The organism is Actinoplanes sp. NPDC051633, from assembly GCF_040681735.1.
In the GTDB taxonomy this organism is placed as follows: Bacteria; Actinomycetota; Actinomycetes; order Mycobacteriales; family Micromonosporaceae; genus Actinoplanes.
On sequence record NZ_JBFAZH010000015.1, the window covers coordinates 1 to 23,386 of the forward strand.

The window sequence follows — 23,386 nt, forward strand, 5'->3', positions numbered from 1 at the left end:
AAGTGGGTCGAGTAGATCAGGACCTGCGGGGCCACGCGCTCGCCGCTGACGCCGGCGCCGCGTGCGCCGGGGCGGCGGTAGGTGCCGGACACGTACGCGGCCTTGAACCGCACCAGCGGCTCGGTGCCGAACTTCAGGTAGCCGTGGCCGGGTGAGCGGGGCAGTTCGTACGCGTCGGGGACGCCGAGGACCGCCCGCGACTCGAGCGCCGAGAAGGTCCGCAAGCCGATCCGGTACGACAGGTGGGTGTCCAGCCCCCGCAGCCGGCCCTCCTCCAGCCGCTGCGAGGCGAGCAGCAGGTGGACCCCCAGCGACCGGCCCACGCGTCCGATCTGGACGAACAGGTCGATGAAGTCGGGCTTGGCCGACAGCAGCTCGGAGAACTCGTCACAGATCACCAGCAGCGAGGGCAGCGGCGGCAGCGCCGAACCGCTCAGCCGGGCCCGCTCGTAGTCGCGCAGGCTGGCGAAGTTGCCGGACCTGCGCAGCAGCTCCTGGCGCCGCAGCAGCTCGCCGTCGATCGCGTCCACCATGCGGTCGACCAGCGGCAGCTCGTCGGCCAGGTTGGTGATCACCGCGGCGGTGTGCGGCAGCCGGTCCAGCGACGCGAAGGTGGCACCGCCCTTGAAGTCGACCAGCACGAAGTTGAGCGTCTCGGACGAGTGCGTGGCGGCCAGCGCCAGCACCAGCGTCCGCAGCAGCTCGGACTTGCCGGAGCCGGTCGCGCCGATCAGCAGGCCGTGCGGGCCCATGCCGTCCTGCGCCGACTCCTTGAGGTCCAGCTCGATGGGAGCGCCGTCGGCGCCGACCCCGATGGGTACGCGCAGCTTGTCGCGGTTGGGCCGCGGCAGCCAGCTCTGCGCCACGCTGAACGTGTCGAGGTCCGCGATCCCGAGCAGCTCCCCGAGGGTCATCTCGCCGCCCAGCGGCGTGTCCGTCGACTTGGACGCCGACGCGAGCCGCAGCGGGGCCAGCCGCCGCGCGATCGCCTCCGCCTCGATCTCGCTCAGCCTGTCCGGCTTGCCGACGTCGGCCGCGTGCTCCATCGCGTACGTGTGCAGCTCGGGCGCGCCGCCGGCGTGATCGACCTCCAGCACCAGCAGCGAGCGGTCCAGCAGCTTGGGGGGTCGTTCGTCCAGGTCGAGCACGGTCACGCCGTCGATGCCGTCGTCCAGCTGGGTGGCGCCCTCGAGGTTGGCCCCGTCCAGCACGATGATCACGTGCGGGGCGCTGATCCCGATCGCCGCCGGGTTGAACCGCGGCCGGTTGCCGATCACGTCCTCGATCAGGCGTTCCAGGTCGGGGCCGGAGCTGGCCACCAGCCGCACCGGGCCGAGCGCGTCGGTGCGGGTCGGGTGGAGGTTGTGCGGCAGCCACTTGACCCACTCCCACGAGGCCCGCTGCTCGGGGCCGGCGCAGACCGCGATGATCATGTCGTCCGGTGCGTGGAACACCGCGAGCTGGGCCAGCACCGCCCTGGTCAGCGAACGCGCCTCGGCCGCCGGACCGCGCATGAAGACCCGCGCGAAGCCGCGCAGGGAGACCGCGACCGGCAGGTCCGGCACCACCGAGTACGCGTCCAGGAAGCGCCGCAGCGCCCCCGCGGTCATCGGCTCGAGATCCTCCAGCGGCCGGGTGACCGGCGGGATCAGCGGGGTGGCCAGGGTCTGCGGGCCGACCGCCAGGCGCACCACGCCGAAGTCGGGATCGGCGGGCCGGCGCTCCCAGACCCGGTGACTGCCGGCCGTGGACCAGAGCTGGCCCGGCTCCGGGTGGCGGTAGTAGAGGCCGACGCGCTGCGCGCCGGCGGTTTCCCGTACGCGTTTGCGCAGACTGGACAGATGGCGCAGGTACTCGCGCCGGGCCGCCATCATCTCCGCCTTCTTCGGCGAGCCGTTGCTGCCGAACGAGGTGGCCAGCATGGCCAGTGACGAGATGCCGAACAGACCACCGACCACGTAGGAGAATGCGCCGCCGCGACCCTGGCCCATCATCATCGCCATGGCCACGGAGCCGCCCAGCATCGGCAGCACCATCACGGCCTGCTGCCAGCGGCGTCCGCCGTCCTGCGGGATCTCGGGTGGGGCGTCCACGTTGATCTCGCCGACCGGGATTTCCGGCGCCGGTCGGCGTGCGGACCGCTTGAGAACGGTCGTACTCATGGCAAATGGTTCCTTTTCATCCCCCGTGGGCGGGCATCGCGCCGCGCTCAGGATAGGTAAAGTCCCATCAGTTCCGCAGCCTCGCCTATTTCCATGTTTCACAGCATCGATGGGTTCAGTCATGAGTGTCGGGTTGGCGCGTGTCACGATCAGCGCTCCGCAACGTCGTGTCGACGTGGCGTTGCCCGAGCATGTCCCGCTGGCCGAGCTGTTGCCGGAGGTGCTGCGGCACGCCGGCGAGGGGCTGGCCGACGACGGCGAGCGGCACGGCGGGTGGCTGCTGCGGCGCACCGACGGGGTGGCGCTGGCCACCGCCCAGGGTCTGTTCCCGCAGGGGGTGCGCGACGGCGAGGTGCTGCATCTGGTGCCGGCCCGCGACGAGTGGCCCGAGCTCGAGTACGACGACGTGGTCGAGGCGATCGCGGACGGCGCGCGGCGGCGGGGCACGGTGTGGTCGCCGGCGTCGACGCGCACCGCCACGCTGCTCGCCGCCGCGGTGCTGCTCGGCCTGGGCCTGCTGGCGGTTCTCGCGGCCGGGCCGGCGTGGACCGGCGCGGCCTATGTCGCGCTCGGCGTGGCACTGCTGCTGATGCTCGCCGGGGTGACGGCCTCGAGGGCGTATGCGGACGCGCGCGCCGGGGCGGCCCTGGGCGCGTGCGCGCTGCCGTTCGCCTTCGCCGGTGGTGCGGTGCTGGTCGCGACCGGCCCGGGCGACAAGGTCGGGGTGTTCTCGCCCCTGGCCTGGCTGGGCGGGCCCGAGCTGCTCTCCGGCGCGGTCGCGTTGCTGCTGTTCGCGGCGGTCACCGGCGCCGGGGTGGCGGCCGGGCTGCGGATCTTCGCCGCGGCTGTCACGGTCGGCCTGCTGGCCGCGGTGACCGCCCTCGTCAGCTTCCTCACCACGGCGGCCGGTGCGGCCGCCGTGCTCATCTCGATCCTGGTGTGCGGCATCGGCATGCTGCCGCTGATGGCGATCCGGCTGGGCAAGATGCCGACGCCGCCGGTCACGTTGCCGACCGGCAGTGGGGCCGAGGGCTTCACCGCGGCGCCATCCGGGGGCACGACGGATCTCGCGCGTGAGCGTCCGGACCGGGCCACGGTCTTCGCGGCGGTCACCCGCACCGAGGAGCTGCTGACCGGCATGCTGCTCGGCCACGCGGTGCTGGCCGCCGGGGCGTTCCTGGTGCTGGCCACCTCGGGCAGCCTGTCGTCGCGCATCCTGATGGCGGTGACCTCGGCGGCGCTGCTGCTTCGCTCCCGGCTCTTCGTCACCTTGCGGCAGCGCGTGCCGCTGGTCTTCGGCGGTCTCTTCGGTGTCGCGGCGCTCGGCGCCGATCTGCTGGCCGGAGCGGGTATGGCGATGCGGCTGGGCGTCTCCGCGGCGGCGGTCCTGCTGGCGCTGGCGACCGTCGCGGCCGGAGCGACGTACTCGCGTAAGCCGCCGTCGCCCTATCTGGGCCGGGCGGCCGACATGCTGGACACGCTGGTCGTGGTGTCGGTGATCCCCGTGGCGTGCGCGGTGGTCGGCCTCTACGCCGCGGTCGGCAACATCAGCTTCTAGGTCTTATCGCGCATTCCGGAGCGAGCCGGACATGTCCGGAACAGCTCTTCTTCGGACCTCGGCATCGCCGACCTCTCAGCGCCGTTCGGACAAACCGGTAATAACTGCCGGGCGAATGACCGAGCGCTCGAATCTCACTTGAACCCACGGCTCACAATCAGCTGAGTAGCTCTGTCCTTACGGTCGGTGTGATGAGCGTTCGCGCCGGTCCTAGTGTCGAGCCGGTAGAAAGCGGGCGTGTGCACGGTACGACCCGGAACGAGAGCGATGGAGCGGATTTGACCGACAATGCACAGGAAGTTCCGCAGCCGGTCTACTTTCTCTGCGACGTCTCCGTCCACATGGGTCAGGGCCGGCTGCTGCTCGCCAACCTGCTGATGGGTCACCTCGCGTCGGAGATCTCCGAGGACCCGCTGCTCACCCTGGCCGTCCGCTGGGGTGTGCACCTCTACGGCGCGACGGAGGGCGCCGACGCGCCGCTGCCGATCCAGCAGGTCGACTTCACCGACGTGCTGCCGGAGCTGCACCCGACGATCGAGGAGCCGGCGTTCGCCGTGGGCGCCGCCGCGCTGCGCAAGCGCATGGGCGTGGACATCTCCCAGCTCGACGCCGATTACGCCGAGGTCCGGTCGCCGTTCATCGTGGTGCTGAGCTCCGGCGTCTTCGCCGAGGCGGAGGCCGACCTCGACCGGGCGTTCCGGGAGCTGCTCGAGGAGAAGCCGCCGTTCGCGCAGGATCGCGAGTGGTCCCCGACGATCATGCTGGTGAGCCTGCGGGCGGCCGATCCGGCGCCGGTGGAGCACCTGATGCGCCACCACGAGAACGTCGACCTCTACGACGTGGCGACCGAGGCGGACGTCACGCGGGCCGCCGACGAGCTGGTGCGGGTGATCCGGCGAACGGTCGTCACCGGGGAGCGCAATCTCAAGTACGCGCGCTGGGTGACGGCCGAGAAGGATCTCGTGCTGGGCGGGCTGCTGACGCGCACCCCGGTCCTCGAGGTCTCCGAGGTCGACGACCACCCCCTGTCCAACGTCACCGAGCGTCTGCGCTACCGGAAGTTCCTCGACGCCGGCCAGAACGCCGAAGCCCACCCCTTCGACGCCCTGCTCAGCATGGTCTCCCTACGCGGCGCCCCACCGCCGCCGGGCCGTCGTGAGCGGATGATCGACCGCGCCGTGTGGCCCCACCGCCTCGTCGTCGCGGACGACCCGGGCGCCGCGGCGGGCGTCCTGGTTCCGCCCCTGCCGTCGACCTTCACCCACAACGGCGACGGTGTGCGCCCGCGGTGGGCCGGTGATCTGCTGCCCGGCGAGAGCGCGTCGACCACCGACCGGATCGCCCGGCTCCGGGTCTGCGCCGAGATCGCGGACATCATCGACCTCGCGCACGGCTACCACGTGCTGCTGGGCGAGCGGACCTGCGAGTCGGCGGTCTTCCGGATCGGCCCGCTGGGGCCGGACGTGCTGCTCTCCGACTGCGACGACGCCCGCCCGTTCGACCCCGCCGACCCCGACCCGGCGGCGCGCGACCTCATCTGGCTCGGCCAGTTCGTCGAGAGCTGCGCCGCCGACCGTCCGGGCGACGCCGGCGCTGAACAGCCGGTGTTCGACGACAGCGGCCGCGACCTGCTGAGGCTCACCAAGTCCAATGTGAGCAGGCTGCTGCCGGCGGCCGCCACGTGGCGTGACTACCTGACCCGGCGGGCGATCGAGCTGCAGGGGCCGCCGGTCCTCGAGGACGTGCTGGTCACCCCGAGGTTCGCCCCGGTGGGCGAGCAGGTCAAGGTTCTGTGGCGTACGCGCTACGCCGACTCGCTCACGCTGATCGGCGCCGACGGCCGGCGACTGGCGGTGCCCCCGCAGCACGTCGGCGACTCGAACGTGCAGTTCACGGTGACCATGCCCGGGCCGATCGCGCTGCACCTGCGCAACCAGGTCGGCGAGCGCCGGGCGACGACCGACTACGTGCATGTCTACGAGCTACCGACACTGACCGAGCTGCCGGTCCCGGCGCCCCCGCCGGAGCCCGTGTCGACCGCCCTGGCGGAGGCCGGCGATCTGCTGACCGGCGCGTGGGCGCTGGACGGCGCTCACCTGCGCGAGGCGCTGACGGTGTCGGAGTCCGTCGACAAAGACCTCGTCGACACGGTGGTTGCCGGGCCCCGACAGACGCGCCGGGCCCGGCCACTGCAGATCTTCCCCTACGACGTGGGGAAGTGGTTCACCCAGCGGCCGCGTCCGAGGAACAGGTGGAGGTGGTTGCCGTGGGCCTCATGAATGCACTGGCCGTGATCGCGGGTGGCCGGCGGGAGGTCTTCGAGGGCGCGCCCGGCGATCGGGTTCGCTACTCGGCGATGGGCGGCGTCATCGTCTCGACGGCGGTGGTGGCCGCGGCCTCGGCGGCGATGGCCATGCACATGGCGATGGGCCTGGCGATCCCCTGGGCGGTCCTCATCGGACTCGTCTGGGGCTTCATCATCTTCAACCTCGACCGCCTGCTGGTGGTCCAGATGATGCGGCAGGACAAGAGATGGGTGTCGGTGGTCGCCGCGCTGCCCCGGTTGCTGCTCGCGCTCGTGCTGGGCGCGGTGATCAGCACGCCGATGGTGCTGCAGATCTTCCGCCCGGAGATCGAGACCGAGCTGCTGGTGATGCAGGCGGACAAGAACACCGAGTACAACCGGCAGACCGCGGCGAACCCGGAGTACGCGCAGATCCCCGGCCTGGAGCAGCAGATCAAGGCCGACCAGGCCCTGGTCGACAAGGGCGCCCCGGTCAACGTCGAGAGCGATCCCGCGGTGACCGCCGCGCGCAGGCAGTACGACGCCGCGCAGAAGGAGTACGCCGCGGCGGAGAGGGCCGTGGTCTGCGAGAAGGAGGGCACCTGCGGGTCGGGCAAGCGGGGCGCCGGCATCGCGTACCAGGAGAAGGTGCAGATCCGCAACGACAAGCGCGAGACGCGCGACGAGGCCGAGAGGCGCCTGACCGCGGCGCGACAGGCCGCCCAGAAGAACCTGGGCACCGCGCAGGTCACCGCCCTGACCGCGGCGGAGGCCCGGCTGTCGGACAACCGCGCGAAGCTGGCCGACCTCAACGACCGGCTCGCCGCCGACCGGCGGGCGCACGAGGCGCAGACCAAGCAGGACCACGGTCTGCTGGCCCGGCTCGAGGCTCTCAACCGGCTCTCCGACGACCGTCCCACCCTGCAGACCGCGCACATCACCCTCTTCCTGCTGTTCCTGGCTCTCGAGCTGCTGCCGGTGCTGATGAAGCTGCTGCAGGTGCTCGGCCCGGAGACCCGGTACGAGCGGGAGGCCGAGCTCGAGGACGACATGCACGCCCAGACCGCGCAGGAACGCCGTGACCTGACCCTCAAGATCGAGCGGGACATCGCCGCCAGCTCCGGGACGGCCGCGGGCCCGAATGTCGCCCGAGTGGTGAAGACGCGCGCCGAGGTGATGCAGATGGCCCTGGACGCGTGGGCGGAGCAGGCCATCGAGCAGACCAAGCAGGATCTGCGCCGGTGGAAGGCCCAGGGCTCCGGTCCGGCCTTCCCGCCGCCGGTTGATCCGCCGCCGGCCGATCCGCCCACGGCTGATCCGCCGCAGCAGCCGCCGCTCTACTGGCCGGCGCACCGAGCGCAGGACGACAACGACCCGACCATCCCCATCAACGGGTTCAACGGGACGCCGAGCCCGGGTCCGCAGTGGAACGGCAACGGCAACGGGCCGGTCGACGTGGGGGACATCCCGCCGCAGCGCAAGGCGCCCGCGGTGCACCCGGCGGACGAGGACTGAGGTCGAGGACGGGGTCGAGGCCCGGCCTCAGGGCCGGGCCACCCGGACCCAGCCCTTGCCGGCCTTCCACTGCCAGTTGCCGCGGCGGTAGCCGTCCGGCAGGGCCGGCGCCGGCTTGGTGCTCGGCTGCTGCTGGACGATCGGCTTGTTGCCGTTCGCCGCGCCGCCGCCCTGGAAGAGCAGGTACCACTCCCGCATGGTGGGCCGGTCGTTCGGGTCGGGCGCCATGCTCGCGTCCAGCAGTCCGCCGGCCGCGTTGCCGAGCCTGCTCACCAGGATCCTGCGCGCCTTCGCCGGGTTGCGGTTCACCGCGCAACCGCGCCCGTAGTCGAGGATCCGCACGGTCATCAGGCCGAACTTGTAGACGTCGGTCTTCACGCTCTGGATCGACCAGAGGTTGTGCAGGCGGTTCTGGGCATCGACCGACATCGGCGGGCGGGCGGCTTTGCCACGCTCCAACTCGGCGCTGGCCCGGAGCGCCTCCGGCGGCTGCCAGTTCGGCGTGTGCGGCTGAATGCCGAAGGTCGCGCGGTTGCCCTTGACCCGGGCGCTGTCCACGTCGACGACCATGATGGACGGTTGTTTCGGATCGGGGTCGTAGATGATGTTGCGGCCGGAGATGTCGCCGAGGACGACGTTCTCCTTGTGCATCATCGCGTACCCGCCGGCGATCGCCCGCAGGAGCTGGAGCCGGGTGTGCAGCTGGACGTCCGGCAGGCCTTTGCGCAGGGCGGTCTCCGTGTCGCCGAAAAGCGTCTCGATCTCGCGCGGCTTGCGGTTGACGCCGCCCTCGCGCTTCTTGAAATCGTGGAAGTATCGGTCGGGGATCAGCCGCATGATGATGCCCTCGGCCGCGCCGCCGCGGTTCTTCACCACCGCGACCGGCCAGATGATCCGGGCGTCCCAGGCGCGCTGCTGCTCCTCGGGCAGACGATCGCGGAACTGCACGAAGTTGGTGAGACCGTGCCCGAGCGCCTGCCCGGCCAGCCGGATGGTGCGGTCGTTGTACTTCTTGTAGACGAACCGCTCGCCGGGGAACTCCGGCAACTGCAGGTCGGGTACGAAGTAGACGGTGGCCGTGCCGCCACTGCCGAGCGGGGTCAGCCGCCCCAGCGCCGAGACGTCCAGCTCCGTCGTGCTCATCGGCTCGGCTCCGGGACACCGGTCCAGACCATCAGCGCGGTCCGGTCGTCGGCGAAGGACTTGCGGTAGAACGCCAGCTGCTGGGCGAACTCGAGCAGGTCCGGCGGCCGTTGCCAAGCCTCGGCGAGGAATTTGCCGACCTCTCCCATGCCCGCGCCGAACGGGTCGCCGAGGCCGTCGGTCATTACCAGGATGGGCACACCCGCGCGGATCTCGAGCGCGGCCGGCTCCACCTTCACGTCGCTCGGCAGCGACGCGACGGATCCCGAGTAGATCTCGGCGCCCTCATTCTTGATCTTGGTTAGAGCGTCCCAGCGGCCGTTGTGCAGCACGAACCCCGCGGAGTCGCCGGCGATCTCGGCCACGGCCGCGCGATGAAACCCGTCGGGCGTCGGCTCGGTCGCCACGACCAGAGCGAGGGCGGTGGCCGACATGAGCGGCCGGGCGCGGGCGAACGGGACATCGCCCAGCTCGTCGAGCTTGCCCTTCTGCTGATAGGTCCGCTCGAGGTGTGACCGGGCCAGGTCCACGATCGCGGCGTTGGCCTCGTCCACCGCCTGGTCCCACGGCAGCGACTTGACCACGGCCTTCCAGTCGTCGCCCACCGCGTCGCCGGGTGGCGCCCCGGTCAGGCTGGTCACCAGCTCCTCCGCGATCCGCGCGACGGCCGCCTCCGCCGCCTCGTGCGACAGCGCCCCCTCGGAGACGCCGTCCGAGATGCAGCCGACCAGCCAGCGCTGATCCCGGGTGAAGCGGACCGCGTACGCGTCCTGCCGCGGCTCGCCCAGCTCCTGATGGTTCAACCCCCGGAAGCTTGCGGCGCGGTACGCGATCGTCCGGACGTCGGCGCCGTTGATCACCACGTCGGCCGGCGGCGCCTTGAACCGCTTGGCCAGCCGTGGGCGTACCTCCGGCTGCCGGCCCTCGTCACCCACCTTCCAGCGGCCGTTCGGCAGCTGCACGCCCGCGCCGGGCGGACCGTCCTGGCGCTCGGGTTCCGCCCCGGTGCTCCGGTACGTCGTCATCCACTCAGATCCAGTCGCCCAGGTCGTCGTCGGCCGGCGGGACGAAGCCGCCGGCGGTGCCGGCCTCGTTCACCGAGTTCGCCGACGTCACGATGCTCTGGATCAGCACCTCGGCGATCTGCCGGATCGCGGTCGCCGCGTCGCCGTCGCCGTTGTAGAGGTAGCTGCGCATCGCCTTGCCGCCGGTGCCGGGCTTGGGGAACACCCACGGTTCGAGCACGGCCTTCTCCATCCCCTTGGTCACGCCGAACGGGATGATGTTGGGGCGGGCCTTGAAGCCGGGGTCGGTCAGCTCGGCGAAGGCGGCGCTCAGCTCGCTCTGGTCGTCGGTCGGCTCGCCGTCGGTGATGAAGAAGACGGCCGGGCGGTAGGTCTTGAAGCCGTCCGCACGCATCTCCGCCATGTCCCGCTCGATGTCCTTCTTGAGCAGGCGGAAGGCGGCCGCGTACGAGGTGCCGCCGCGGGCGGTGAACTTCGGGATGTTCTTGACGTTGCGCAGATCGCCGAGGGCGAGCACGGTCTGCGCCTCGTCCGCGAAGTCGATGACCCCGAGCCGGACGACGTCGCCCAGCATCGGGCTCTCCTCGATCGTGTCGATCACCTCGGGGAGAATTCCGTTGGCCGCGTTCAGCGGTTCGCCGTCCATCGAGAACGAGACGTCGATGAGCAGGTAGAACGCCAATGCGAGAACCTTGTCGTCAGCCTGGCCGGGCGTCACGGTCATGGTCGCTCCTGATCCTTCGGCGTGCGCTGGGCGAGCGCGATGCGGGTCACGCCCTGTACTCGGAAGCGTAGCGATCCGTGTCGACCGCAAGCCATGGCGGCTCGTACGGGAAGGACTGGACCATCGGCCTACGGAAGCACGCCGTGTCGCCGGACGTGCTCGAGGGTCCGGGGCACGCCGACGCGCTGAGCGCTGTCGCGTGCCCGGCGGAACCCGTCGCCGTAGATCGGATCGGTGGCCTCGGCGATCAGCCGCATCTCCGCCTTGGCGACCGGGTCGTTCTGCCGGCGTACCCACGCGTAGGCGAGCAACTGGCACAGGCCCTCGGCGACCGGCGGGTCGACGCGCGGGAAGCGTTGCTGCGTCAGGTATGCGTGCATCACCTCGTGGCAGACGGTCGACCCGAACTTCACCAGCGGCAGGTCGCGCACCACCATCAGGTCGACCACCCGGGCGCCGCTGGAGACGGTCAGGCCCAGCGCGTTGCCGTGCCCGGCGTACGCCGTCCGCAGCTCGGCCGCGGCGACCAGCCGGACCCGCACCGGCTTGGTCGTGGCGATCGACAGCCCGCGCAACTGCGCGGCGATCGGCGGCAGCACCCGTTTGACGTCCTCCTGGGTCCGCACCGATGTCGCGGCGCAGCGGCGGCAGAGCGGCACCTCCAGGTCGAGGTCGTCCGCCGCCGGCGCCATGCACGCGATGCACTGCGGCTGCCCGATGTGCTTGGCGCAGAAGTGCTCGCCGGTCAGCGACAGCATCATCCGCGTGCTCATCGGGCCACCGCAGGCGGGACAGCCGCCGGTCAAGCGGCGGGTGAGGGCGGCCCAGTCAGGACGGGCCATCGCCGTACCAGGCTTTGCGCAGACCGCGCAGCCAGTCGGTGACCTCGTCGCGCGTCTCGAACCGGACGTTGGTCAGGAACTCGGCCAGCTCGGGGCTCAGGGCCCGGTCCGCGATCGCGGTGTCCAGCTCGGGCAGCAGCCACGATCGCTCGTGCGCACCGAGCTCCCGGTGCATGAGCGCGGTGAGCTCGTCCGGATCCGAGTCGGCGTCGCAATAGGCGGACAGGAACTCCTCGAGCCGTTCGCTGATCACTTCGGCCACCCCAAATCCGGTCTAGCCTGGACCTGTGGATAGCAGGTCTGCAGATACCACTTGCGGTCGTCATCCATCTTCCACACGGCCTTGACCACGCTGTGCTCGGTGAACCGCGACTCGCGCAGGCCGCCGGAGCCGGCGGTGTGGCCGGCGACATACCGGCGCCAGTCCGAGCCGACCGCCTCGCGCAGCGGGAGATAGCGGACCACCCGCAAGCTCGACGGCGGGTCGCCCTGGTGCAGCCGTTGCATCTGCGCCCGCAGCCTGCGCTGCGTCTCGGGATCGCGCCACACCCGTTCCGCCGCACGGGCGACGGCCCGTTCGTGGGTCCATCGTGTGGCGTGGGCCGGCACCTGCCCGCGTTCCCCATCCCGTGCCCGGGTGCCGGTCCGCGCGCGCAGGGCGGTGTCCTTGGGTCCGACGTCGACGTGCTCGCGGAACACGTGGGCCTCCCGGATCTTCCGGTCCGGGTGGCCCTGGAACTGGTGACGGTCCTCGTCGGCGCGCATCTTGACCGCGCGCGAGTCCAGCATCGGGCGCTGCCGCTCCCAGCTCCGCTCTGGCTCCCGCTGCCGGCCGGGCACCGGCTACGCACCGAAGTCCACGAGGAACGGCGCGGACAGCACGTCGCGGGCGTGCACCACGGCCGGCCGCGCGCCGAACGGGATGTTCATGATCTCGCGCTGGCCCAGCACCGGCGCCATGGTCGTGCTCTGGTTGACCGTGGTCGTGTAGCCGAGGCCGCCCGGCGTCTGCCCCACGCTGGTGGACAGCACGGGGTGCGACCCCAGGCGGTCGGAGAGCAGTTTCGCGGACTCCGGCGAGGCGCCCGAGAAGCAGACGAACGTGCCGCAGTTGCCGAAGACCGTCGACCGCTCGTTCACATCGGCGAACTGGGCGACGTCCTGCACCGCGACGACGATCGCCACCCCGGCCGAGCGGGCCACGCTCAGCACGTTCTTGAAGTCGATCCGGTCGGCCAGCTGTGCCGCCTCGTCCAGCACGAGCAGCAGGCGGTTGCCCGAGTGGCCGGTGAACCGGTTGAACGCCCGGAAGAGCAGGTCGTTGACGAACAGGCCGGAGAGGGTACGGGCGAGCTGGCCGTCCTGCAGCGGCGCGACGATGCTGGTCAGGCTATGCGTGGACAGGACGTCCGGCGTGGCGAAGTCGGGGTTGCGGGTCACCTGCTCGACCGCCGGGCGGGCCAGCGCGTCCAGCTTCACCGACACCCCCGAGATCCGCTTGGAGTAGTCGTCGGGCGCCAGCGACATCAGGTCGGCGAGGCGGGGGATCGCGGGGCTGTTCGGATACCGGGACAGCGTCCGGTCGAGCAACGCCTGGTCCTTGAGCGTGCGCAGCACGGTCGACGTCGTCATCGACCGCCGGTTGGGTGAGCCGCTGATCAGCTCCAGCAGGCCGCGCAGGATCTGCGAGTCCATGTGGAAGAAGTACGGGTCGGTGTTCGGCGGTGGCTGCTTGCCGACGATCGACATGACCGCGCTGTCGATGGCCCGATCCGAGTCGAGGTCGGCCAGCCAGCTCCACCGCAGGGAGTTGGCGGGCCGCGTGTAGTCGAGCGCACGGGCCCGGACGTTGAGCGGAGGCTGGCCCTGCACGGCCGCCCGCACCAGGTCGAGCATGTCGCCCTTGACGTCGATGGTGACCACGCTGTAGCCGGAGCGGAGGGCGGCGACGATCCACGGGACGATGACGTAGCGCGTCTTGCCGGCGCCGGGCGGCCCGATCACGCAGGCGTTGTGCCGCACCGCCGGCTCCGGGATGCCGACCGGGCCACGCACGCCGACCGACGGGCTCAGGAAGTGGCCGACGGGGAACTCGCCGGTGAGGACCGCGGGCGGGCGACGGCCGTCCACCACGCCGCGGTAGTCGTGCTGACCGGGGGCGATGGCCCGCTTGGCGTTGCGGCCGAGGCTGTGGTTGGCGGCGCCGCGGGTGACCGCCTTGCCGATTCCCCAGGCGCCGCGAAAGATCATCCGAGTGACGGCCATCCACAGCCGGAGCACCATCTCCATGCGCTCAGCCGGCGTCCATCGCGCCGAGCGACTCGATGGCGCCCGAGACCTGTCCGCCGTCGCCGCAGTTCCCGCATCGGAAGTACGACTCGGAGCTGCGCCAGCACCCGAGCTGGTTGCAGTTGCCGCAGCGCGCGTACGAGTCGCTGCGGCAGCCCGGGCAGCCGGCGTACTCCGGCGAGATGCCGAACGAGCCGGCCACCGGAAGCTTGCCGGCCGCGCTGCTGGTCGACGGCGCCGGCCCGCCCACGGTCGTCAACTGCCACTCGCGGCCGACCCGCCGGAACGTGGCGACGCGAGCCTGACGGTCGGTCGAGCAGTACATCCGCACCCAGGCCTTACTGCGCTCGGCCATGCTCACTCCTCGGGCGTTGTCGGGTCACGACGAGCCTACGTTCCGTGAGCTACTTCTGAACTTGGCCGAGCGGCTGCTGGATGTCGCCGCGGCGCTGCACGAGGCTCACGCCTCGTCGTGATGCTCCGCGGCCTCCTGGCGCTTGAAGGAGGCCCGGATCTCCTCCTCGGCCTCGACCCGGCCGACCCAGGTCGCACCCTCGACCGACTTGCCGGGCTCGAGGTCCTTGTAGACGGTGAAGAAGTGCTGGATCTCCATCCGGTCGAACTCGCCCAGGTGGTGGATGTCGCGCAGGTGCTCCTGGCGCGGGTCCTCGTAGGGGACGCACAGCACCTTGTCGTCGCGGCCCTTTTCGTCGGTCATGCGATACATGCCGATGGCCCGGGCGCGGACCAGGCAGCCGGGGAAGGTCGGCTCCTGGATCAGCACGAGGGCATCCAGCGGGTCGCCGTCCTGGCCCAGGGTGCCCTCGATGAAGCCGTAGTCCGCCGGGTACTGCGTCGCCGTGAAGAGCGTGCGGTCCAGCCGGATGCGGCCCGTCTTGTGGTCGACCTCGTACTTGTTGCGCTGGCCCTTGGGGATCTCAACCAGAACGTCGAAATCCATGATCCGCTCCCTCAGTCGCCCGGCGTCGAGTGCCCGATCTTCGCCTGGCGCAGCGCGATTAGGCTCCGCGCGCAACGATGTGCGGGCTGTCAGTAGTCTCCCCTAAGTCTGACGCTGTGAACGAGGAGGGGCCCGTGGGGAGGGAAGATTCACATAAGGGTCGCGCCGTCGTGCCCAGCGAAGGGCAGGACCGGCCCGATCCGTCCTCTTCGTCCCCTTCGACCGGCGAGGCGCCGACCGAGTCCTTCAAGACCCACGATCCGTCGGGTACGCCCGGTGCGCCGGACCGGTCTGTCGGGTCCGCGAAGGTCGGCGGGGCACGACCGGACCGGTCTGTGGGGTCCGCGGGTGTGCCTCCGCGCCCGCCGGCCGGCTCGCCCACGCAGCGCCCGATGCCGGCTGCCCACGACCGAGGTGACGAGCCGACGCAGCCGCGGATGCCGGCCGTGCGCGACCAGGGCGACGAGCCCACCGAGCGGCAGATGCCGGTCGCCGGTGCCCGGCCGCGTCCCACCGGCGGCGAAAACCTGTGGTCCGGGGTGCCGCAGGTGCGACCCGGCGCTGCCCAGCAGGGCGGCCACGTGCAGGCCGCCGGGAGCGGAGAGCTGCGGCCGACGAGTCCCTTGTTGCGGCGCGGGCGAGCCGCCGTGCCCTCTTCGCCGCCGCCCGAGCAGCCGGTTTCGCCCACCCCGGAGCGGCCGGTGTCGCCGGGTGGCGCTCACGGCTTCGCGAGTGTCGAGCAGCCGGCCCGGGAGGGGCTCGGGTTCTCCGCCCTTGCCGAAGGCTCAGCGGCCGGTAGCAGCACAGCCCCGGAGGGGCTCGGGTTCTCCGCCCTTGCCGGAGGCTCAGCGGCCGGTAGCAGCACAGCCCCGGAGGGGCCCGGGTTCTCCGCCCTTGCCGGAGGCTCAGCGGCCGGTAGCAGCACAGCCGCGGCGCCGGCGCGGGGCTCGGCCGGGGTCCGGCCGGTTTCGCCCGGGGACGGGCGCGGTGCCGCTCCCGTGCCGGGGGCAGGCGGGCCGGAGGCGGCCGGATTCGCGCACGTCGCGATGGGTCGGGTCAGTGTGCCGGGCTCGCCCGGGGGTGACCCACCGGGCCCGCCCGGCGCCGGCGCAGCGGGGGTGAGTGGGCAGTCCGACCGTTCCGTCGGGGCGGGGACGCCGCGGAGGGCTCGTACCCTCATCTTCTCGGGTCTGATGGTCTTGATCTTGGTTGGAGCCGTGGGGGCGGCGCTCTTCATCGTGCGGCCGAGCGCGCTCGACAGCCTGCTCGGCAGCGACGTGCCGCCGACGCCGAAGCCCACGATCGCGCCCGAGCCGACGCCCACTCCGGTGCTGGCCGCGGCCGACGCCAAGGCCGTCGCGCCGAGCGCGGCCGGCGTGCAGAAGGCGATCGGCGCGCTGGTCAAGGCGCCGGCGCTGGGTCCCCGCGTGCGCGTCTCGGTCGCCGACGCCGCCACCGGCGAGAAGCTCTTCGCCCGCGACGCCGACACCATGACCACCCCGGCGTCGACCACCAAGCTCGTCACCGCCGCGACCGTGCTGGCGGCACGCGGACCGGCCTACCGCCTGGCCACCACCGCCGTGGCCGGCGACGAACCGGGCGAGGTCGTGCTGGTCGGCGGCGGTGACCCGAGCCTCTCGGTGAACGCCAAGGGCCAGTTCCCGGGGGCGGCGCGGCTCGACAAGCTGGCCGAGCAGGTGAAGAAGGCGATGGGCGCGACGCCGATCACCAAGGTCACCGTGGACACGTCGCTGTTCACCGGCCCGACCACCGCCAAGGGCTGGACCGGCACGATCATCTCGCCCGAGGGCCAGGTCTCGAAGATCCAGTCGCTGATGACCAACGCCGGCCGCCGGGTGCCGGTGCACAACGAGGTCGGCGGTGACCCTCGGTTCGCCGACCCGGCCAAGGCGACCGGCCTGTCGTTCGCCAAGCTGCTCGGCGTCAAGACTGTGCAGTCACCGGCCGCCGGGCCCACGGCAAGGGCGGAGAACCCAGGCACCGAGCTGGGCCGGGTGCAGTCGCCGCCGATGGTCCACCTGGTCGACTGGATGCTCGAGCAGTCCGACAACACGATGGCCGAGGTGCTCAGCCGTCAGGTGGCGCTGGCCGCCCAGCGCCCGGCGTCGTTCGCGGGCGCCACCCAGGCGATGATCGCCAAGCTGCAGGAGCTGGGCCTGCCCCCGGGTGAGATCAAGCTGGCCGACGCGAGCGGGCTCTCCCGCCTCAACGCGATCAGCCCGTCGCTGCTCACCGACCTGCTGGCGCTCGCCGCGAGCGGGACGCAGCCGGCGCTGAGCCCGATGTTCGCCGGCCTGCCGGTCGCGGGCTGGTCGGGGACGCTGCGGACCCGGTTCGTCACGCCCGCGCCGAACCAGGCCGGGCAGGGGCTGGTCCGGGCCAAGACCGGGTCGCTGACCGGCGTCAACACGATCTCCGGGCAGCTGGTGACCGAGGACGGGCGGCTGCTGGTCTTCGCGATCATGGCGGACCGGACCGGCGACTCGGTGCCGGCGCGGCAGGCGCTGGACCGGATCGCGGCTCGCCTGGTCGCCTGCGGCTGTTAGCTCTCCAGGTTCCAGCTCTCCGGATTTTCTCAGGGGCCGTCCGCTGGTGGGCCGCGGGTACTGTCGGTGCCATGGCGCAGTTCGTTGACTGGGATCTGGCCGCCGCCACCGCGGGCGCGCTGTCGAAATCCGGACCCGCGGTGTCCTACGAGGAAGCCATGCAGGTCGTGACCGAGCTGCGGGCGTTGACCGACGAGGCGGCCGGCCACGTCGCGAGCTACACCGGTCTGGTGGCGCAGACCGAGGTGCCCCCGGTGCGGGTGGTGGACCGCAAGGACTGGGCCGCCGTCAACATCGCCGGGCTCAAGCAGGTGATCACCCCGCTGGTCAGCCGGCTCACCGGCGACCGGCCGACCGGCGGCGTCACCGAGGCGATCGGCTCCCGGGTCACCGGCGTGCAGGCCGGCTCGGTGCTGGCCTATCTGTCCGGCCGCGTGCTCGGCCAGTACGAAGTCTTCTCCTCCGAGCCCGGCCAGCTGCTGCTGAACGCGCCCAACATCGTCGAGGTCGAGCGCAAGCTCGGCGCCGACCCGCGCGACTTCCGGCTCTGGGTGTGCCTGCACGAGGTGACCCACCGCACCCAGTTCACCGCCGTCCCGTGGATGCGGGGCTACTTCCTGGGCGAGGTGCAGGCCTTCGTCGACGCCTCGCAGAACGGTGGCGAGCACATCGTCGAGCGGCTCCGGCGCGGGGTCGCCACCCTGTCCGACGCTCTGCGCGACCCGGAGAGCCGGTCCTCCGTGCTGGACATCGTGCAGACCCCCGCGCAGAAGGCGGTGCTCGACCGGCTCACCGCGCTGATGACGCTGCTCGAGGGTCACGCCGAGTTCGTGATGGACGGCGTCGGGCCCGAGGTGATCCCCAGCGTCGAGTCGATCCGGTCCAAGTTCAACCGGCGGCGCGAGAGCGGCAACCCGCTGGAGAAGGCGATCCGCCGGGTGCTGGGCATCGAGGTCAAGATGCGGCAGTACGCGGAGGGCCGCAAGTTCGTGCACGGCGTCGTGGAGCGGGTCGGCATGGAGGGCTTCAACAAGATCTTCGGCTCTCCGCTGACCCTGCCGCGGCTCGAGGAGCTGGGCGATCCGGACGCCTGGGTGGCCCGGGTGCACGCGCCCTCCCCCCTCTAGGCTCAAGGGCGTGGCGCGCATCCCGGCGCCGGTTGCGACCGTCCGGACGGCGGTGCGCCGGGTCCTGAGCGGGCTGCCTCGCGGCGCGCTGGTGCTGGTGGCGTGCTCGGGCGGCCCGGATTCGATGGCGCTTGCCGCGGCCACGGCCTTCGTGACGCCGCGGCTTGGGCTGCGTGCTGGACTGGTCACGGTCGACCACTGCCTGCAGGAGGGGTCCGCCGCCCGGGCGGTCGCCGTGACGTCGTGGGCGTCGTCGGATTTCGAGCCGGCCTCGGTGCTGACCGTGGACGTGAGCGGCCGGCCCGGCGGCCCCGAGGCCGCCGCGCGCGATGCCCGCTACGAGGCGCTCACGGCCTTTGCCGCCGCGCACGACGCCATGGCCGTCCTGCTCGGGCACACCCGCGACGACCAGGCCGAGACGGTGCTGCTGGCGCTGGCCCGGGGTGCCGGGCCGCGGGGGATGTCCGGCATGCCGGTTCGCCGCGGGCTTCTGGTCCGGCCCTTCCTGGACGTCTCGCGCGCCGACATCCGCAAGGCCTGCGCCGCCCTCGGGCTGCAGGTGTGGGACGACCCGCACAACGTCGACCCCGCCTATGCCCGATCCCGGGTCCGCGCCGACGTGTTGCCCGTCCTGGTCGCCGCGCTCGGCCCGTCCGTGATCGACAACCTGGCCCGGACCGCCGCTCAGCTCGCCGCCGACAACGCCGCGCTGGACGACCTGGCCGCGGCCGCGGTGACCGACGAGCTGGTGGTGGCAGACCTGTCCGTGTTGCCGGACGCCGTGCGCACCCGCGTGCTGCACATGTGGGCCCGCCGGTTGGGCGCGGGTGGCAGTGCGCTGTCGCACCGCCATGTGGCCGCCATGGACGCCCTCGTCACGGACTGGCACGGGCAGGGTGCGGTCGCGTTACCGGGCGGGATCCTCGTTGCCCGGACGGACGGGCGGTTGTGCCGGATCGGTCTGTGACGGTCGACACGCCGTCCGCAGCCCTTAAATGCAGAACTGCCTCAACCCCACCTCCGCTTCGGGCTTTGCTCCGGGTTTGTCCCGCGCCCGCTGGAGGACCCGCGCGGTCGGCGGTGACCGGGATGCGGCAGGCTTAGCGAATGGCAGACGGCTCCTGGTACGACGCCGACATCGACCGCGTGATCATTTCGGAGGAGCAGATCCGAGAGAAGACCGACGAACTCGCCAAGCAGGTCGCGGCCGACCACGCCGGCGCCGACGGCGGGCTGCTCCTGGTCTGCGTGCTCAAGGGCGCGGTGATGTTCATGGCCGACTTCGCCCGCGCGCTGGGCCGCTACGGCCCGCCCGTCGAGATGGAGTTCATGGCGGTCTCGTCCTACGGCTCCGGCACCACCTCGTCGGGCGTGGTGCGCATCCTCAAGGACCTCGACCGCGACATCGCCGGCCGGCACGTGGTGGTCGTGGAGGACATCGTCGACTCCGGCCTCACGCTCTCCTGGCTGATGAAGTATCTGAAGAGCCGGTCGCCGGCCACCGTCGAGGTGGTCGCCCTGGTGCGTAAGCCGGACGCCGTGAAGGTGAAGGTGCCGACGAAGTATGTCGGCTTCGACATCCCGAACGAGTTCGTCGTCGGATACGGCCTCGACTTCGCCGAGCGATACCGTGAGCTGCCCTATGTGGGTGTACTCAAGCCCGACGTGTACGCCCGTAGCTGAACGACTTCCTCAGCGTCTTCTCAGGAATGCGTCGTTTCGCCCACTTTTCGCCTCCGAGGGGCGTAAACGGGCGGTGTCGGGCTGGTGGGCTCACGGGTTCGGTACCGGCACCCACGGTGTACCGTCGAGTGACCAATGGCGCAGTGCCACGCGCGCCGGAGGACATGAATTTCAGGTGACCAGGACGCCGATCAGGAGGGTCCGGGCGCTCGTCGCCCGACAACAGTATGGAACGTACGCGTTTCTTCCGCCGCCCGGTGGTCTGGATCATTCTGGTGATCATCGGTGCGATAACGCTGAGCTCGTTCTTCACGAGTGGGCCGAGCTATCAGCATGTTGAGACCTCGACGGTCCTCGAGCGGCTGAACCAGCCCGGCATCGAGAAGGCCTTGATCAAGGACAAGGAGCAGACGCTTCAGCTCGACCTCGCCGCCGACGAGCGCTTCGCGGGCAAGTCCACGAGGCGCATCGAGACCCAGTACCCGTACGAGGCGAGCAACCAGATCCTCTCCGCGGTCCAGCAGGCCAAGTCGGCCGGGCGGATCACGGGGACGTTCGACGCCAAGGTGTCGGGCGACAGCGTCTGGCTCAGTCTGCTGGTCAACCTGCTGCCGATCGCCATCCTCGTGATCCTGCTGCTGCTGTTCATGTCGCAGATGCAGGGCGGCGGCTCCCGGGTGCTCAACTTCGGCAAGTCCAAGGCGAAGATGATCACCAAGGACACGCCGAAGACGACGTTCGCCGACGTGGCGGGCGCCGACGAGGCGGTCCAGGAGCTCTACGAGATCAAGGACTTCCTGCAGAACCCGGCGAAATACCAGGCGCTGGGGGCGAAGATCCCGAAGGGCGTGCTGCTGTTCGGCTCGCCCGGCACGGGCAAGACGCTGCTGGCCCGCGCCGTCGCCGGTGAGGCCGGGGTGCCGTTCTACTCGATCTCCGGCTCGGACTTCGTCGAGATGTTCGTCGGTGTCGGTGCGAGCCGGGTCCGCGACCTCTTCGAGCAGGCCAAGGCCAACGCGCCGGCGATCGTCTTCGTCGACGAGATCGACGCCGTCGGCCGGCACCGCGGTGCCGGCATGGGCGGCGGCCACGACGAGCGCGAGCAGACGCTGAACCAGCTCCTCGTCGAGATGGACGGCTTCGACACCAAGGGCGGCGTGATCCTGATCGCCGCCACGAACCGGCCGGACATCCTCGACCCCGCGCTGCTGCGCCCGGGTCGCTTCGACCGGCAGATCCCGGTGGACAACCCCGACATGGAGGGCCGCAAGGCGATCCTGCGGGTGCACGCCAAGGGCAAGCCGTTCACGCCCGACGTCGACCTGGACGCGGTCGCCCGCCGCACGCCGGGCTTCTCCGGCGCCGACCTGGCCAACGTGATCAACGAGGCCGCGTTGCTCACTGCCCGCAACGAGAAGCGGGCGATCAGCAACTACTTCCTCGAGGAGTCGATCGACCGGGTCATCGCGGGTCCGGAGCGCCGGACCAGGGCGATGAGCGACAAGGAGAAGAAGATCACCGCGTACCACGAGGGCGGGCACGCCCTGGTGGCGTACGCATTGCCGCACTCCGCCCCGGTGCACAAGGTGACGATCCTGCCGCGCGGCCGCTCGCTGGGTCACACGCTGGTGCTGCCGACCGAGGACAAGTACACCCAGACCCGGGCCGAGATGATCGACACGCTGGCGTACGCGCTGGGTGGCCGGGCCGCCGAGGAGCTCGTCTTCCACGAGCCCACCACCGGTGCCGGCAACGACATCGAGAAGGCGTCCAGCCTGGCCCGCGCCATGGTCACGCAGTACGGCATGAGCTCGAAGCTGGGTGCGGTCAAGTACGGCACCAGCGGCGACGAGCCGTTCATGGGCCGCACCATGGGCCACGAGAAGGACTACTCCGACTCCGTGGCGGCCGACATCGACAGCGAGGTGCGCTCGCTCATCGAGCTGGCGCACGACGAGGCCTGGGAGATCCTGGTCGAGTACCGCGACGTCCTCGACGACATGGTGCTCGAGCTGATGGAGAAGGAGACCATCACCCAGGACGACATGAACCGCATCTGCGCCCGGGTGCAGAAGCGGCCTCCGATGGCCCCGTTCAACGGCTTCGGCAAGCGTCTGCCGTCGTCGGCGCCGCCCGTGCTCACTCCGTCCGAGCAGTCCGCGCTCAAGGCGCAGGCCGAGGCGGACGGGCAGGCCGCCGTCGGCCCCGGCTCATCCGGCAGCAACGGCGCGGAAGGCGGCCACTGATCGGCGAGCTCGACTACCTCGCGGCGCGACTGGTCGACGGCAAGCTCAACGGGTCACCCGTCGAGCCGGCCGTCGACCTTCCGCGTATCGAGAAAGCGGTCCGGGAAATCCTCATCGCGATCGGTGAGGACCCGGACCGTGAGGGTCTCCAGCGCACCCCGGCCCGCGTGGCCCGGGCGTACGCGGAACTGTTCGCCGGTCTGCGGGTCGAGCCGTCGCAGGTGGTCACCACGACGTTCGAGGCCAACCACGAGGAGCTCGTGCTGGTCCGCGACATCGAGGTGCAGAGCATGTGCGAGCACCACCTGCTGCCGTTCGTCGGCAGCGCGCATGTCGGCTACATCCCGGGCACCGACGGCCGGATCACCGGTCTGTCGAAACTCGCCCGGCTCGTGGAGGTCTTCGCCCGCCGCCCCCAGGTGCAGGAGCGCCTCACCTCCGAGATCGCCGACCTACTGGTGAAACAGCTCGGCGCGCGCGGCGTGATCGTGGTGCTCGAGTGCCGGCACCTCTGCATGGAAATGCGTGGCATCCGCAAGGTCGGCGCCCGTACCGTCACCTCGGCGGTCCGCGGCGCGTTCCAGACCGACGGCAAGGTCCGCGCGGAAGCGATGGCGCTGATCAACGCGAGGTGAGCTCTGTGCCCGAGAAGTTCAACCCGCCCACCGTGCACAAGCCGGACGGCTACTCGCACGTCACGATCTCCCCGGCCGGCCGCCTGATCCACTTCGCCGGCCAGTGCCCGCTCTCCATCGACGACCAGGTGGTCGGCGGTGACTTGACCACACAGACCGATCAGGTCATCACCAACTGCCTCGCTGTGCTGGCGGCCGCGTCGGTGTCGCCGGCCGACATCGTCCGGTCGATCGTCTACGTGGTCAGCAGCAAACCGTCCGATCTGTCCGCGGTCTGGCGCCAGCTGCTGGAGTCCCCGCTGGCTCCGGCCTTCAGCACCGCGAGCACCCTGCTCGGCGTCACCGCCCTGGGCTACGAGGGCCAGCTCGTCGAGGTCGACCTCACGGCCGCCGCCGACTAGGGCCCTAATCGAGGAACTGCAGAAGGCCGACGCCCATGCAGGTGAGCAGCACCGGCGTCAGGCAGGTGATCACGCCGACCAGCGGGGTGCGATCCACCTTCTCCGGGCCGCCGCCGTAGACGAAGCCGATCGTCACCCAGCCCAGCCCGAAGGCCAGCACCGGCATGCTCAGCCCGCACAGCAGCGCATAGGTGGGCACCGAACCGGCCGGCGCGACCAGGTAG

General features: G+C 71.2%; 20 protein-coding genes and 1 pseudogene. 10 read left to right on the forward strand and 11 right to left on the reverse strand.

Going from position 1 to position 23,386, the window contains the following annotated elements; all coding sequences use genetic code 11:
* Positions 1-2,162 (reverse strand): type VII secretion protein EccCa (gene eccCa / locus AB0M20_RS02065; RefSeq protein ID WP_364292230.1); only part of this gene is annotated, 2,162 nt, incomplete at its 3' end.
* A gap of 121 nt (positions 2,163-2,283) precedes the next feature.
* Between eccCa and eccD the strand changes: the two genes are divergently transcribed.
* The 3 genes from eccD (at position 2,284) to AB0M20_RS02080 (ending at position 7,519) form a co-directional block, all read left to right on the forward strand.
* Positions 2,284-3,720 carry a type VII secretion integral membrane protein EccD gene (gene eccD, locus AB0M20_RS02070; protein ID WP_364292233.1) on the forward strand — a complete coding sequence of 479 codons (1,437 nt, stop codon included), beginning with the start codon at positions 2,284-2,286 and terminating at the stop codon, positions 3,718-3,720.
* A 278-nt stretch (positions 3,721-3,998) separates the two neighbouring features.
* Positions 3,999-5,999, forward strand: a complete 2,001-nt coding sequence (locus tag AB0M20_RS02075; RefSeq protein WP_364292236.1) for a hypothetical protein — start codon at positions 3,999-4,001, stop codon at positions 5,997-5,999.
* A complete protein-coding gene (locus AB0M20_RS02080) occupies positions 5,996-7,519 on the forward strand; it encodes a DUF4407 domain-containing protein (RefSeq protein ID WP_364292239.1) in 1,524 nt (507 codons plus the stop codon). The genes AB0M20_RS02075 and AB0M20_RS02080 overlap by 4 nt, the downstream gene beginning before the upstream one ends.
* A gap of 27 nt (positions 7,520-7,546) precedes the next feature.
* On the opposite strand, the gene AB0M20_RS02085 is transcribed toward AB0M20_RS02080, so the two are convergent.
* The 9 genes from AB0M20_RS02085 to AB0M20_RS02125 form a co-directional block, all read right to left on the reverse strand.
* On the reverse strand, positions 7,547-8,662 hold the full coding sequence (locus AB0M20_RS02085) for a hypothetical protein (RefSeq protein ID WP_364292242.1): 1,116 nt from the start codon (positions 8,660-8,662) through the stop codon (positions 7,547-7,549).
* Positions 8,659-9,687, reverse strand: coding sequence for a protein phosphatase 2C domain-containing protein (locus tag AB0M20_RS02090; protein ID WP_364292245.1), 1,029 nt, complete (start codon positions 9,685-9,687; stop codon positions 8,659-8,661). The genes AB0M20_RS02085 and AB0M20_RS02090 overlap by 4 nt, the downstream gene beginning before the upstream one ends.
* A gap of 4 nt (positions 9,688-9,691) precedes the next feature.
* Positions 9,692-10,411 carry a VWA domain-containing protein gene (locus AB0M20_RS02095; protein WP_364292248.1) on the reverse strand — a complete coding sequence of 240 codons (720 nt, stop codon included), beginning with the start codon at positions 10,409-10,411 and terminating at the stop codon, positions 9,692-9,694.
* 128 nt (positions 10,412-10,539) lie between these two features.
* Positions 10,540-11,184 carry a protein DA1 gene (locus AB0M20_RS02100; RefSeq protein WP_364292251.1) on the reverse strand — a complete coding sequence of 215 codons (645 nt, stop codon included), beginning with the start codon at positions 11,182-11,184 and terminating at the stop codon, positions 10,540-10,542.
* Positions 11,185-11,239: 55 nt separating this feature from the next.
* Positions 11,240-11,506, reverse strand: coding sequence for a hypothetical protein (locus AB0M20_RS02105; protein WP_364292254.1), 267 nt, complete (start codon positions 11,504-11,506; stop codon positions 11,240-11,242).
* A complete protein-coding gene (locus AB0M20_RS02110; protein ID WP_364292257.1) occupies positions 11,503-12,042 on the reverse strand; it encodes a hypothetical protein in 540 nt (179 codons plus the stop codon). The genes AB0M20_RS02105 and AB0M20_RS02110 overlap by 4 nt, the downstream gene beginning before the upstream one ends.
* A 54-nt stretch (positions 12,043-12,096) precedes the next feature.
* Complete coding sequence (locus tag AB0M20_RS02115; RefSeq protein ID WP_364292260.1) at positions 12,097-13,542, reverse strand: type IV secretory system conjugative DNA transfer family protein; 1,446 nt, start codon at positions 13,540-13,542, stop codon at positions 12,097-12,099.
* A gap of 4 nt (positions 13,543-13,546) precedes the next feature.
* A complete protein-coding gene (locus tag AB0M20_RS02120; RefSeq protein ID WP_364292263.1) occupies positions 13,547-13,897 on the reverse strand; it encodes a hypothetical protein in 351 nt (116 codons plus the stop codon).
* A gap of 105 nt (positions 13,898-14,002) precedes the next feature.
* Positions 14,003-14,503, reverse strand: a complete 501-nt coding sequence (locus AB0M20_RS02125; protein WP_364292266.1) for an inorganic diphosphatase — start codon at positions 14,501-14,503, stop codon at positions 14,003-14,005.
* Between the two features lie 392 nt (positions 14,504-14,895).
* Between AB0M20_RS02125 and dacB the strand changes: the two genes are divergently transcribed.
* The 7 genes from dacB to AB0M20_RS02160 all read left to right on the forward strand — a co-directional run bounded on the left by dacB (position 14,896) and on the right by AB0M20_RS02160 (position 23,162).
* Complete coding sequence (gene dacB / locus AB0M20_RS02130) at positions 14,896-17,070, forward strand: D-alanyl-D-alanine carboxypeptidase/D-alanyl-D-alanine-endopeptidase (RefSeq protein ID WP_364292269.1); 2,175 nt, start codon at positions 14,896-14,898, stop codon at positions 17,068-17,070.
* A gap of 71 nt (positions 17,071-17,141) precedes the next feature.
* The gene (locus AB0M20_RS02135) at positions 17,142-18,197 is read left to right on the forward strand and encodes a zinc-dependent metalloprotease (protein WP_364292272.1); all 1,056 of its coding nucleotides are present in this window, start codon (positions 17,142-17,144) and stop codon (positions 18,195-18,197) included.
* Positions 18,198-18,207: 10 nt separating this feature from the next.
* The gene (tilS, locus tag AB0M20_RS02140; RefSeq protein ID WP_364292275.1) at positions 18,208-19,164 is read left to right on the forward strand and encodes a tRNA lysidine(34) synthetase TilS; all 957 of its coding nucleotides are present in this window, start codon (positions 18,208-18,210) and stop codon (positions 19,162-19,164) included.
* Between the two features lie 140 nt (positions 19,165-19,304).
* Entirely contained in the window at positions 19,305-19,880 is a 576-nt protein-coding gene (hpt, locus tag AB0M20_RS02145; RefSeq protein WP_364292278.1) for a hypoxanthine phosphoribosyltransferase, read from the forward strand.
* Positions 19,881-20,107: 227 nt separating this feature from the next.
* Complete coding sequence (ftsH, locus tag AB0M20_RS02150) at positions 20,108-22,126, forward strand: ATP-dependent zinc metalloprotease FtsH (RefSeq protein WP_364292281.1); 2,019 nt, start codon at positions 20,108-20,110, stop codon at positions 22,124-22,126.
* Positions 22,126-22,761 carry a GTP cyclohydrolase I FolE gene (folE, locus tag AB0M20_RS02155; protein ID WP_364292287.1) on the forward strand — a complete coding sequence of 212 codons (636 nt, stop codon included), beginning with the start codon at positions 22,126-22,128 and terminating at the stop codon, positions 22,759-22,761. Before ftsH ends, folE begins: the two co-directional genes overlap by 1 nt.
* A gap of 5 nt (positions 22,762-22,766) precedes the next feature.
* The gene (locus AB0M20_RS02160) at positions 22,767-23,162 is read left to right on the forward strand and encodes a RidA family protein (RefSeq protein WP_364292284.1); all 396 of its coding nucleotides are present in this window, start codon (positions 22,767-22,769) and stop codon (positions 23,160-23,162) included.
* A gap of 4 nt (positions 23,163-23,166) precedes the next feature.
* Here the strand turns inward: AB0M20_RS02160 and AB0M20_RS02165 are convergent.
* Positions 23,167-23,386 (reverse strand): annotated as a pseudogene (locus AB0M20_RS02165) (hypothetical protein); the annotation flags it as partial.

Excerpts from the sequence above, each read along its gene's own strand:
- ftsH (WP_364292281.1), top strand. The coding sequence starts at position 20,108 with ATGGAACGTACGCGTTTCTTCCGCCGCCCGGTGGTCTGGATCATTCTG.
- eccD (WP_364292233.1), top strand. The coding sequence starts at position 2,284 with ATGAGTGTCGGGTTGGCGCGTGTCACGATCAGCGCTCCGCAACGTCGT.
- AB0M20_RS02100 (WP_364292251.1), bottom strand. The coding sequence starts at position 11,184 with ATGAGCACGCGGATGATGCTGTCGCTGACCGGCGAGCACTTCTGCGCC.
- AB0M20_RS02110 (WP_364292257.1), bottom strand. The coding sequence starts at position 12,042 with ATGCTGGACTCGCGCGCGGTCAAGATGCGCGCCGACGAGGACCGTCAC.
- AB0M20_RS02085 (WP_364292242.1), bottom strand. The coding sequence starts at position 8,662 with ATGAGCACGACGGAGCTGGACGTCTCGGCGCTGGGGCGGCTGACCCCG.
- AB0M20_RS02115 (WP_364292260.1), bottom strand. The coding sequence starts at position 13,542 with ATGGAGATGGTGCTCCGGCTGTGGATGGCCGTCACTCGGATGATCTTT.
- AB0M20_RS02135 (WP_364292272.1), top strand. The coding sequence starts at position 17,142 with ATGGCGCAGTTCGTTGACTGGGATCTGGCCGCCGCCACCGCGGGCGCG.
- AB0M20_RS02125 (WP_364292266.1), bottom strand. The coding sequence starts at position 14,503 with ATGGATTTCGACGTTCTGGTTGAGATCCCCAAGGGCCAGCGCAACAAG.
- AB0M20_RS02120 (WP_364292263.1), bottom strand. The coding sequence starts at position 13,897 with ATGGCCGAGCGCAGTAAGGCCTGGGTGCGGATGTACTGCTCGACCGAC.
- AB0M20_RS02095 (WP_364292248.1), bottom strand. The coding sequence starts at position 10,411 with ATGACCGTGACGCCCGGCCAGGCTGACGACAAGGTTCTCGCATTGGCG.
- dacB (WP_364292269.1), top strand. The coding sequence starts at position 14,896 with ATGCCGGCTGCCCACGACCGAGGTGACGAGCCGACGCAGCCGCGGATG.
- hpt (WP_364292278.1), top strand. The coding sequence starts at position 19,305 with ATGGCAGACGGCTCCTGGTACGACGCCGACATCGACCGCGTGATCATT.
- AB0M20_RS02090 (WP_364292245.1), bottom strand. The coding sequence starts at position 9,687 with ATGACGACGTACCGGAGCACCGGGGCGGAACCCGAGCGCCAGGACGGT.
- AB0M20_RS02080 (WP_364292239.1), top strand. The coding sequence starts at position 5,996 with ATGAATGCACTGGCCGTGATCGCGGGTGGCCGGCGGGAGGTCTTCGAG.